Source organism: Streptomyces sp. NPDC001787, from assembly GCF_040297465.1.
Taxonomy (GTDB): domain Bacteria; phylum Actinomycetota; class Actinomycetes; order Streptomycetales; family Streptomycetaceae; genus Streptomyces.
Window position 1 is genome coordinate 86,208 of the sequence record NZ_JBEOZE010000023.1, and the last position, 12,111, is coordinate 98,318.

Here is a 12,111-nt window from a genome sequence, read left to right on the forward strand (position 1 = left end):
GCCGAAGGACTTCCGGCCTCCCGTTCGGGACGTCGCGGCGCCACCAGGGCGTGGCGTGGCAAGGTCCCTGGGGAACTTCACACCCAGCCCCGCTCCCGTGCCCTCACCCCGGCCTGAAACCGCGTTCCCGCATCCAGTCTCCGCATCAACGCCCCCACCCGACGCGTCGCCGTGCGCACACTCACCCCCAGCTGCCGGGCGATCGCCTTGTCCTTGCACCCGGCGTGCAGCAACCGCAGCAGCATCAGTTCCTCCTGGCTGGGGCCCTCCATCGAATCCGGCCTCTCGGAGAGCAGTGGCTCGGCCTGCTCCCAGTAGGCCTCGAACAGCTCCATCAGCCCGTCCAGCAGACCTGACGGATGCACCAGCACGATGGAGTCCTGGCTTCCCCCCGTCAACAGCACCACCGCGACCCGCCGGTCCACGATCCGGGCCTTGAACGGAAGATGCGGCAGCAACCGCGACCGCTCCCCGAGCGCCGCCAGCTCCAGAAGGGTCTCCAGCCGTCCGGGCGGCTCGATCGACTCCAGGCAGTACACGCCCCGGATGTCCACCCCACGCTCCGCCCACTCCCGCGTCGTCGCCGTCTCCCGCTCATGGAAATGCGGCTGCCCCACCGGCTCCAGATACGGCGGTTTGTCCAGCGTCCACAGATGCGTGGTGACGGACCGGTTCAGCTCCTCGATCTTCCGTGCCGTCACCTCCCGGCCCGTCAGCACCTCCACCAAGGCCCCCGGATCCGAATGCAGTTGCCCCGCCCGGTGCAGGCGATGCAGATCGGCGAACTCGGTCTCCACCCCCGCGAACACCGTCTCCGCCTCGGACCGGCGCCGATTCAGCAACGCTGACAACGCGGACTGCGGACTGACCGCCTCCCACTGGCCCCTGCCCACCCGCCGCACCAGCCCCAGACCGGCGAGACGCCTCAACGCCTGTCCTGTCCGCGCCACTCCGGCCCCGGCGTTCTCCGCGAGATCACGCACCGCACTCCGCGGTCCTGACAACACCGCCCGGTACACGTCCTCGTCGAACGCGCTCACGCCCACCGCTTCCAGCACACTCAGCCTCCCTGTCACATGTGCGGGCCGTCCCCGGACAGGTACGAGCAGTCACGCCCCCGCCGGCGCCCCTTCACAGGTGGCGCGTTTGGTCACCGGACCAAAAACGCCAACAGATTATCTGGACAGCACGTGATCACACAGCGTTCACTTCTCCCGAATCGCCTATCAACCCCCATGTGAAAGGCGGTTCATCCATCCCAGCCGTCGGCCCGCACACCGCCGGGCGAGCACTTCTGCCCGCCCACCCGGCGTGTCCGGACACCTGTGAGGAAACCTGTGACACCTCAGCCACGAAGAGCGTCCCGCACCCGACGCGGCGCCATCAGCGCCCTGCTCACCACTGCCCTCGCCGCCCTCAGCCTTCCCCTTGCCGCCCCCGCCGCCGCCGAAGGCCGTACCGCGCCCCCGGCCGCCGGCACCTACCTGATCACCCTCGCCGATCAGCCCCTCGTCACCTACGACGGCAGCATCGACAGCCTCCCCGCCACCAAGCCCACCGCGGGCAGGAAGCTCGACGTCACCACCACCGACGCCAAGCGCTACCGCACCCACCTGGTCGCCGAACAGAAACACGTGGCCAAGAAGGTCGGCGCCACCGTCCGCCAGCACTACGCCGTCACCACCAACACCTTCAGCGCCCAGCTCACCGGCCGTCAGCTCGTCCAACTGGCCGCCACCAAGGGCGTCACCGGTATCGCCCCCGACCGATTCCACCACGCCACCGACGACAAGAACTCCACCGACTACCTCGGCCTCTCCGGCCGAAAGGGTCTGTGGGCCGCCCTCGGCGGCACGGCCAAGGCCGGCAAGGGCGTCGTCATCGGTGTCATCGACACCGGGATCTGGCCCGAGAGCGCCTCCTTCCGCGCCCCCGCACTCACGGCCGGAAAGCCCACCGGCACACCCGCCAGGAAGCCCGCCAAGGGCGACCCCTACCGGCCCTACCGCAACGGCACCACCACCGTCATGCACAAGGCCGACGGCACCACCTTCACCGGCACCTGCCAGACCGGCGAGAGCTTCACGGCCGCCGACTGCAACCAGAAGCTCATCAGCGCCCGCTATTTCGGGGATGCCTGGCTCCAACGCGTCCCCGCGTCCAACCGGGCCGGCTACCTCTCTCCCCGCGACAGCGAAGGCCACGGCACCCACACCGCGTCGACCGCGGCCGGCAACGCGGGCGTCCACGCCACCGCTGACGGCAAGGACTTCGGTACCGTCTCCGGTGTCGCCCCCGCCGCCGGCGTCGCCGTCTACAAGGCTCTCTGGCAGAGCAAGGACGGTACCCAGGACGGCGGCCTGACCAGCGATCTCGTGGCCGCCATCGACCAGGCCGTCGCCGACGGCGTGGACGTCATCAACTACTCCCTCGGCAGCGAGCGCGAAAGCGCGTACGACGACCCGTCCCAGACCGCGCTCCGCAACGCCGCCGCCGCCGGCATCTTCGTCGCCACCGCCGGGGGCAACGCCGGCCCCGGGGCCTCCAGCCTCGACAACACCGCACCGTGGACCACCACCGTCGCCGCCGGAACCATCGCCTCCCACACCGGCACCGTCACCCTCGGCAACGGCAAGAGCTACACCGGCATCAGCACCAGCGTGCAGAGCACCGTCGGCGCCGCACCTCTCGTCCGCGCCGCCGCCGTCAAGACCGCCGACGCCGACACCACCGAAGCCAACCTCTGCTTCACCGGCACCCTCGACCCCGCACGGACCACGGGAAAGACTGTCGTCTGCGATCGAGGCACCAACGGCCGCGTCGACAAATCCGCCGAAGTCAAGCGAGCCGGCGGCGTCGGCATGGTCCTGGTGAACACCCGCGACGAGAGCACCGACGGCGACCTGCACTCCATACCCACCGTCCACCTGAACGCCCCCGACGCCACCGCCGTACGCGACTACGCCGCCACGGACAACGCCACCGCCACCCTCACCCGGGGCGGCGACGGCGCCGCCTATCCACAGGTCGCCGGCTTCTCCTCCCGCGGTCCCTCCCTCATCAGCAACGGGGACCTTCTCAAGCCCGACATCACCGCGCCCGGCGCCACCATCCTGGCCGCCGTATCGCCGCCCGGTAACGAGGGCCGCGACTTCGACTTCTACTCCGGCACCTCCATGGCCGCCCCGCACATCGCCGGCCTCGCCGCCCTCTACTTCTCCGAGCACCCCGCGTGGTCGCCCATGAGCGTCAAGTCGGCCATGATGACCACCGCCACCTCCACCAGGACCGCCGACGGCAAGAGCAGCGACGACGTCTTCGCCCAGGGCGCCGGCGAGGTCGACGCCCGGGCCATGCTCCGGCCGGGACTCGTCTACGACTCCACCGAGCGGGACTGGCTCGCCTATCTCGAAGGCGTCGGCATCAACACCCGGAGCGGAACCAGGGCCATCGACCCCAGCGACCTCAACTACCCCTCCATCGCTATCGGTGAACTCTTCGGCAGCCAGACCGTCACCCGCACCGTCACCGCCACCTCGGCCGGCACCTACCGGGCCAAGGTCGACCTTCCCGGCATCAAGGCCACCGTCTCCCCGTCCGTCCTGCACTTCAGCCACCCCGGACAGAAGCGCACCTTCACCGTCAAGCTCGACGTGACCACCGCACCCTCGGGAATCCTCGACACCGGTTCCCTCACCTGGACCTCCGGCCGGACCACCGTCCGCAGCCCGATAGCCGTCACCCCGCAGAGCGTCCACGCCCCTGCCGAGATCAAGGGCACCGGCACCGACGGCGAGATCACCTACTCCGTCACCCCGGCCACCACGACCCTCACGGCCACCGCCAACGGCCCGGTCTCCTCGCCCCTCACCAAGGGCACCCTGACCGGAACCGCGGAGATCTACCACGAGGCGACCATCCCGGCCGGAACCAAGGCTTCCCAGATCTCGATCCACTTCGACGTGGCCGCAGGAAACATCGCCGGCGTCGTCTGGGGACCCCTGGTCGACGGTGCCCCGCAGGAACTCCAGTTCGCCGACCCCGACAGCAACGGAACATCCACCATCTCCCTGCGGCAGCCCAAGGCGGGGAAGCTCTTCGTGGCCGTGGTGGCCGTCGACGAGACCAGCGGCGACAGCGTCACGCCGTACACCTACCAGGTGAACAACATCACCGAGGACAGCCCGGTCAGCGGCACGGTCACCGTCACGCCCGGACATGGCCGTGTCACCCCCGGTACCCCGACCGACCTGACGGCCGCCTGGTCCGGCATCCCGGCGGACGCGCGGTCCACCACCTGGATCGAATACGCCAACGGCGCGGGCTCCTTCCTGACCCTCAACTGACCCCGGTACACGGATGCGGTGGCGGCGAGCTGGTGCCGCCACCGCACAGCCATGCCCTCCGGGAATCCGGATGCCCGTGGAAACGGCATGCCCGCCACGGTCACTGACACCCGCCGCTGCGGAAGGGCGACCGCCCGGGTACCCCGCTCCCCTCGGCGGAGAGCACGCACTCGCTTCCGTACGGCGGCGAGCACGCACTCGCCTCCACCACGCGCTCGCCGGGACCCGTGGCCCGGCGAGCGGTCGCCTGCGCCCTCTCGCTCCTGGCGTTTCGTCGGTCGCGCCCCCGGGTTCCACGGCGTCAGGCGCCTGGGCGGGACGGTGGGCCGGGGCGGGCGGTCCTTCCGGGACCCGGGCCCGTGCGACGAAGCGGAGGGGGTCCGGACCCATTGTCACTGGTGGCGCCTAGAGTCTCTCCCACTCGTCACGGTGCGTTGCCGTCGGCGGGTTTCATCAGCGTGCCGCCGGTCCGGCGGCCGTCCGGAACAACGGGAGAACAGCGCATGGGGTGGGTTCCGGCGGGCGACTACGAAGTCGCTCTGGAGGCGGGCAAGGTGGTCTGCCGCAACGGGAAGGGCCGACGGCTGAAGTCCGTTCCGGCCAGATTGAAGGACGACCCGGCGGTCGTCGGACTCCGGCAGTTGACGGAGTGGCTTGAGCGGCACGAACGCCAGTGCCTGAGCGACGTCGAGCAGTGGATGGTGCGTTCGTTGCCCGTGCCCACGGCCGTGCTCGCCGAGGTCTGGCCCGACCCGGCGTGGCAGGCGGCCCTGCGGGACGTGGTGGTCACCGGCGTGGACGGTGGGGTCGCCGGTTTCCTGCGCGATGTCGACCCCGACCGCGGTCTCGGCCTCGTCGACCTGGACGGCGACACGGTCCGGCTCACCCCGGACATCGTCAGCGTGCCCCACCCCGTCCTCCTCGACGACCTCGACGAACTGCGTGAGTTCGCGGTCGAGCTGGGGGTTCGCCAGAACGTGGAGCAGCTGTTCCGCGAGGTGTGGCGCCGCCCGCCGGACCTGGCCCCGGACACCACCTCCGTCGACACCTACGCCGGCGGCGTGTTCAAGGAAGTGCGCTTCCTGCACGGCCGCGTCACCCAGCTCGGGTACCGCTCGCGCGGCGGATACGCCATCTGCCCGGTCATCGAGGACGGCGTCACCGCCGAGGCGCGCATCTGGATCGGCGAGCACGACGGCTACGACGAGTACGGCACCGAGACGGGCTCCCTGGGCTGGAGCGAACCCGCGGGGCGCGCGCTGACGGCCGCCGAGGTCGGCCCCGTCGCGTGGTCCGAGGGCATGCGCATGGCGGCGGCGCTCTACGCCGGCCGCGACGTGGAGGACGAGGAGCGGGCGGCATGAGTACCACGACGACGAACACCGACGAGAACACGACGGCAGCGGGCGCGGAGTCCCTCCCCGCCCAGGCCCGGGGCGGGAGCACCGCCACCCCCATGGCCGAGGCCCGCGCGGCGGCCCTGCTGGACGCGGGCACGATTCTCCCGGCCGGTACCACCGACCGGGACGACGCCGACGCGCTGACCGCCCGCACCTACACGCACACCGCCCTCGGCGACCGCCCCGTGGTCCGGCTCGTGCCCGGCACTCTCGGCGAAGCCGAGGACCTGGCCCTGGAGTTCCTCGGGCTGGCCCGGACCGCCGAGGCCCCCGTCGTGGGCCAGGTGCGCCGAGAGACGCTGGGCTTCCCTGCCTGGGCACTGGTCAACGACCCGGCCAACGGGCACCACGCCCTGGCCCTGGTCAAGGACATCGAGCGGCTGGGCCGGCAGGCCAGGACCCGCGCCGGAGCCGCCAAGGAGGGCTTCGACGCACTCGGCACCCGGCTCGGCCGGGCCGTCCCCCACTTCCTGCCCACCTACTACGAGCAGGTGGCCCGCCTCTTCCTCCAGGCCGAGAACACCACCTACGCCGCCTCCTTCTTCGGCAAGGCCCGCGAGGCCGAGCGGGTGCACGGGCTGGTCGTGGACGAGGACCGGCAGCGGGCGGTCTTCCTGGAGTTCGCCTTCGCCGGCGCACTGACCGTCAAGGCGCTGCGGCAGTACGTGCGGGACCTGGTGGCCCGGCTCGCACCGGAAGACGCCTGGGCGCAGTTCCGCCGTCTGCTGGTCGAGCGCTGCGCGGCAGGCATGCCGCCGTACGCGGCTCTGCCGCAGGACGTGCGCGCGCTGGTCAAAGCCGCCGGGCTGGACCGCGAGGCCGCCGAGCGCGACCTGGTGGCCGATCTGATCGGTTCCCCGGGAGTCGTCCGCGCCCCCGCCTCGTTCTGGGCGGCCTACCGCTCCGCGCTCATCGCCCTCGCCCGACGGGACACGGCCGTGTGCGCCCGGCTCCTCGGCTTCTTCCCGGAGACCCTCAGCGAGAGCGGCCAGGACACGGACGACGAGTCCGGCTGGCTCGCGCTGCTGGCCGAGGCCGGCGCCGAGGACCTGCTGACCGCCCTCCCGGACGCCTCCGGCAGCGCTCCCTCCGACGCCGCCGCCCGGTCAGTCTCCCCGGCGGACTGGCTCGCCCGCTGGGAGGGATACCGCCGGAGCAACCGGGCCACCTCGGGCCGCAGCCCGCAGACCCTCGACCTGGCCGCCCGGATGGCGGACCGGCTGCGCGCCGACGGGCGCCCCGTCGAGCTGTTCCAGGGCCGCTGGCAGCGCACCGCCGATCTGGACCTTCTCGATCTCTGCCTGGCCTCCGGCGTCCCCGTCGCCGAGCCGGACGACCAGGACACGGGCACCTCGCGGTCGCCCGGTGTCATGTTCGGCCCGTGGCTCACCGACACCGCGCCCGGCGCGCGGGACCTCACCGCCGTCGCCGAACAGCCGGTCTTCCGCGCCCTTCTGCGCCGCAACATCGGCAGCCTCGGTGACGGACACGGCCAGCGGCTGAGCGACGCCGCGATGGCGAAGCTGGCGGCGCACCCGGTGCTCTCCGGCATCCTGCGGGAGTGGCTGGACGCCCGCGCCGCGGAGTACACGGCCGCGCGAGGGCTCCCCGGGCTGCAGCTTGCTCTCAACAGGTTCTCGCTGTTCCGCGCCGTGGTCGCGGACGTCGCCCCGGAGGCCGTGCGAATCCTCAAGGACCACGATGTCCTGCCGCTGCTCGCCTCCACCCTGCGTTCCGGTGTCCTCGACGAACTGGGCTGGCCCGCGCTCGACGAGACCTACGCCGAACTGGCCGCCGAGGCCGCCGCACGTCAGCAGCGCCACCGGCGGGAGAGCGTCGGTGTCACCGGCGCCTGGCCCGCGCTGATCCTGAACACTCTCGAACGGGCCGTCGTCGTCGGACCGGAGGGCGTTCTGCTGCGGCACACCCTGCGGCTGCCCGCCACCGTCGACCACTGGCGGACGCTCGCCCTCCGTTACGTCGACGGCGAGTTGCTGGTCATCTGGTGGGAGGACGGCAAGCAGCGCGGCTACTGGTCGCACCGCCCCGCCGAGGTGTTCACCGTCGGCGGCGAGCAGATCGCCCGCTGGGGCGGCTCCGGCCCCTCGGACGAGGTCTGCCTGCCGCTGCCCGGCGGAGGCCGCGCCACCGGCGGCAAGACCCTGCACGCGGGCGACACCTCCCTCCCGCCGCAGCGTGCCGTCATCTCCGACGGCACCGGCCACTGGCGGGATGGCCACCAGGGCACACAGCGGGTGTGGCTGGAATACGACCCGGTCAGCGGCACGCACGGCCGCGCCTCCCTCCCCGCCTTCCTCCGCTCCGGGGTGCGGGACGGCACCCGTCTGTTCACCGAGCACTGCCAGGTGCTGCCCCTCCAGCCCGGTCTGGAGACCACGCCGTTCGGCACGGACGGCACGGTCCTCGGCCGCTGGGTCCGCCGCACGGTCACCGAGCCCGGCACGGCCGCCCCCGCCGACGGGCACCGGATCGTCGCCGGCACCCCCGACGGCCGCACGGTCGCCCTGCCGTACCCGCTGCCCGGAGGCGACTGCCCGGTGCCGCTCGGCGCCCTCACGCTGCCCGGCGGGTCACGGCCGGTCGTGGCCCTGCACCACCGCTCCGTCGAAGCACACCCCTCGGACACGGACGGCACCGGTGGCAGCCTGTGGTCCGTCACCCCCGACTCCTCCGGTGGGAGCGACGCGTCAGGCACCCCCTACGTGCCGCCCGTCGCCTACTGGCACGCCCTGCGGCCGAGGGACGTGCGGGGCTCCACCGCTCTGCGGAACCTGACGGACTCCCGGGCGGCGGAGCTGTTCGAGGAGGTCGCCGCAGCGGTCGCCCGGCACCTGGAGGCGTCCCGGGCCGTCAAGGAGTACACCGGGCCCTCGTGGCGGGAGTTGAGCCAGGAGGCCGTCGCCCGTGTGCTGCCCGAGGTGTCCGACGTACGGCTCCTCGCCGGCGTCACCGGACTCGTCCGCAATGCCGTGGACCGGGCTGTCGCGGTCGCCCGGTACCTGGAACCGCCCAAGCCCGTACAGCCGGCCACCCCCCGGAACACCGCGCGCACCCAGGGCATGTTCTTCGAACACGAGCCCGAGCACGGCGATGACACGACCCTGCGGAACGCCTCCGCCTGGGGCTACGAGCGGATGCACGGCAACTGGTGGGGAAGCGGACGCCGGTGGACGGTGATCCGGAAGCTCCTCGCCGTCAACCATGTCCTCGGCGGCGAGCCGGCGTTCGGCCCACCCATACCGTCCAAGGTCCCGTTCACCTCCGCGGACGGTTGGCAGCGGGACGAGTACACCGTGCCCGGCGACTCTCTGACCTGGACCTTCCTCCTCGACAAGCTGCCCGAACTGGCCTACCGGGCCGCCTCGGCGACCACCTCCCCCGAGCACCGCGCCGGGCTCCTCGTGCTGCTGGAAACCCTCGCCGCGGGCCCGCTGGCCGACCCGGCGGGCACGGTCCGGCAGGTGGAGCTCATCGAGCCGTTCGCAGGAGCGCCAACCGGGTCGGGACGCCCTGAGGCCGTGCACCGCCTCGGCCAGGTGCTGCGCAAGGGCGCCCGCACCGTCGTGGTCCTCGCCGACCGCGGCCGGAACTCGCCGAACGACGCGGCACGCTGGCTCGCCCTGGACCACGACCCGACCGGCGCCTTCGGCCCCGTCCCCGGTTTCACCCTGGACCGCGAGCACGTCCACCGGCAGGGCATCGCCCGCGACCGGCTCACCCGGATCGTCGCCCTGGTACGGGAGCAGGGCCCGGCCCCCTGGCGTCCGGAGGCCGCCGAGGCGTTCCACACGGCCACCGGAATCGGCCCCCTCCAGTCGGCCGCCCTGCTGTCGGCAGCCGTCGAGGAGCCCGGCGCCGAGGCGCTCGCGCTGCTCGGGGCGAAGACACGCGCCTTCGAGGCGGCCCAGGCCGGTCTGGACGCCCTGCCGCAGGACGACCGGCATGCCCTGCTCCGGGCACTGCTGCCCGCGGACCCGGCCGAGCTGTGGTCCACGGGCCCCGACGTCCGGGCCGCCGCCGAGGTCTGGCAGGAGCGCCTGGCCTCCCTCGTCCGCGTCCCCGAGGAACTGGACCTCGACCTGTCGGGCACCACCTCGGGCGCCGTCGACCTGGTCCTCAACGCGGGCTCCCGGGCCTGGCTCGCCCACGGCACCGATGTCCAGGACGGCACCGGACGCCCGGTCCTGCGCCGGGTGGGCGCACGCGGTGCGGTCTCCTCGGCCCTGACCGCCCTGCGCACCCTCGCCTACACGCTGCCCTACGGGCACCCCCTGCGGGCGCACCTGCCCACGGGGCTCGCGGCCCTGCGTGGCCGCCTCGCCGACCCGGACCTGGTGCTGGACCTCGGTCTGGAGTGGACCGAGGCGGGGGGTTCGATCGGCCCCGTGGTCCGCGCCGCCCACGGGCTCCCCGAGTCCGGCGGGGCCGGCGCCGACGGCCTGGTCCGGGCCGGCGCGGCGCTGCTCCTCGCCCCCGGCTACGGCAGCAACGAGAAGCTGCTGATTCGCCCGGCCTGCCTGACGGGCCCCGACGACCCGGCGTTCGGCCTCGTCGAGGGCACCGTCGGCCGTCACAGCACCGGAGATCTGCTCGCCCTGCGCGCACTGATGGGAGAGGAGACCGACACGTTGGTCTCGGCGGGCGCCCCCGACGGCTCCCCGCACCACCCGGCCCAGGACCCGGCCCGTGCGGTGCCGGACCTGGTGGCCGAGGCGGTCGACGCCCTCGGCCTGAGCGCGGACGCCGCCGCCCTCTACCTGATGCTGCTCGCCCTGCCCGACCCGACGGACCGCAACTGCGTCCGCTGGACCGAGTGGAAGCCGGCACGCGTCAAGAAGGCCCGCGCGGAACTCGCCGCCACCGACCTCGTCGTGGAGGCGAAGCGCTCCCGCGCCGGCCGGACCCTGTTCCTCCCCTGCGGCTGGCTCGAACGCGGTGCCCCCGGACTGCCGCTGGAGACCTGGAAGGAAGGCCTGTACCCGGTGGCCGGGTCCACCCGGACCCTGCCCCTCCTCCCCGTGCCCGCGCTGTTCGCAGCCGCCTGGGCACGGGTCCGCGGCGGCGACGCCCCCGCCTTCGAAGAACTGGACACCCGCGCACCCCGGAAGGGCCGCCGCCGATGACGAACGACACCACGACCACCATGGACGGCACCACCACGGGCGGCGTCCCGGACCGGGCGACGGCGCCCGGCCGGGAGCACCGCCAGGTCACACCGCCCGAGGACCGGTACGCCACCGAGCTGGCCTTCCTCGCCGCCCACGACTCCGGGCCCCGCCCACCGGGCTGGCTGCTCACCCCGCGCGCCGTCGTCACCTTCGTGATGGGCAGCGCGGGCGAGCCGCTGAGCCTGCCGAAGGGCGCCCGGACCACAGCCGGGGTGCCGCGCCGCCTGATGATCGAGCAGAAGTTCGTCGGCGAGCGCGCCCTGGTCGAACGGTGCGTGGTCACCCTGGCCGGAGAGCGCGGACTCCTCCTCGTGGGCGAACCCGGCACCGCCAAGTCCATGCTCTCCGAGCTCCTGTCGGCGGCCGTCTGCGGGACCAGCTCGCTCACCGTGCAGGGCACCGCGGGCACCACCGAGGACCAGCTCAAGTACGGCTGGAACTACGCGCTGCTGCTCGCCCAGGGGCCCACCGAGCAGGCCCTGGTTCCCTCCCCGGTACTCGCCGCCATGACCCGGGGTGCCGTCGCCCGCGTCGAGGAGGTCACCCGCTGCCTGCCGGAGGTCCAGGACGCCCTCGTCTCACTGCTCTCCGAGCGGCGGATCGCGGTGCCCGAACTCGCGGGCGGCGAGGGCGCCCAGGTGCACGCGGCCCCCGGGTTCACCCTCATCGCCACCGCCAACCTGCGGGACAAGGGCGTCTCGGAGATGTCCGCCGCGCTGAAGCGGCGCTTCAACTTCGAGACCGTGGGCCCCATCGGGGACGTGGACGCCGAGACCGCGCTCGTCCGGCGTCAGTCGCGGGCAGCCGTCGAACGCGTGGGCGCCCCCTACCAGGTGGACGACGCGGTCCTCGAAGCCCTCGTCACCGCCTTCCGGGACCTGCGCGAAGGCCGCTCCGCGGAGGGCTGGGAGGTCGAGCGCCCCTCCACGGTGATGAGCACGGCGGAGGCGGTCTCCGTCGCGGGAGCCCTGGGCCTGTCCGCCGCCTACTTCCCCGGTGACCGGGACGTGCTCTCCCTCCTGCCCGGCCACCTGCTCGGCGTCGTCCGCAAGGACGACCCCGCCGACGCGGCACGGCTGCTGGGGTACTGGGACGGGCCGGTGCGCCGGCGCGCGGAGCAGGGGTCGGCCACCTGGCGTGCCCTGTGGGACCTGCGCTCGGTGCTGGAGAGCTGAC

The 12,111-nt window shown here is 73.0% G+C and carries 5 protein-coding genes; 4 read left to right on the top strand and 1 reads right to left on the bottom strand.

The window, feature by feature from the left end:
* Nucleotides 1-77: 77 nt before the first annotated feature.
* The gene (locus ABT170_RS27580) at nt 78-1,058 is read right to left on the bottom strand and encodes a helix-turn-helix transcriptional regulator (RefSeq protein WP_329947120.1); all 981 of its coding nucleotides are present in this window, start codon (nt 1,056-1,058) and stop codon (nt 78-80) included.
* A gap of 279 nt (nt 1,059-1,337) precedes the next feature.
* On the opposite strand from ABT170_RS27580, the gene ABT170_RS27585 reads away from it, so the two are divergent.
* The 4 genes from ABT170_RS27585 (at nt 1,338) to ABT170_RS27600 (ending at nt 12,110) form a co-directional block, all read left to right on the top strand.
* Nucleotides 1,338-4,346, top strand: a complete 3,009-nt coding sequence (locus ABT170_RS27585; RefSeq protein ID WP_351871776.1) for a S8 family serine peptidase — start codon at nt 1,338-1,340, stop codon at nt 4,344-4,346.
* A gap of 503 nt (nt 4,347-4,849) precedes the next feature.
* Nucleotides 4,850-5,710: a DUF4132 domain-containing protein gene (locus ABT170_RS27590; protein WP_329947118.1), complete on the top strand. Its 861-nt coding sequence runs from the start codon at nt 4,850-4,852 to the stop codon at nt 5,708-5,710.
* Nucleotides 5,707-10,890 (top strand): hypothetical protein, encoded by a 5,184-nt coding sequence (locus ABT170_RS27595; RefSeq protein WP_351871780.1) that lies wholly within the window; start codon nt 5,707-5,709, stop codon nt 10,888-10,890. Before ABT170_RS27590 ends, ABT170_RS27595 begins: the two co-directional genes overlap by 4 nt.
* Nucleotides 10,887-12,110 carry an ATP-binding protein gene (locus tag ABT170_RS27600; protein ID WP_329947116.1) on the top strand — a complete coding sequence of 408 codons (1,224 nt, stop codon included), beginning with the start codon at nt 10,887-10,889 and terminating at the stop codon, nt 12,108-12,110. The genes ABT170_RS27595 and ABT170_RS27600 overlap by 4 nt, the downstream gene beginning before the upstream one ends.
* Nucleotide 12,111: the final 1 nt, after the last annotated feature.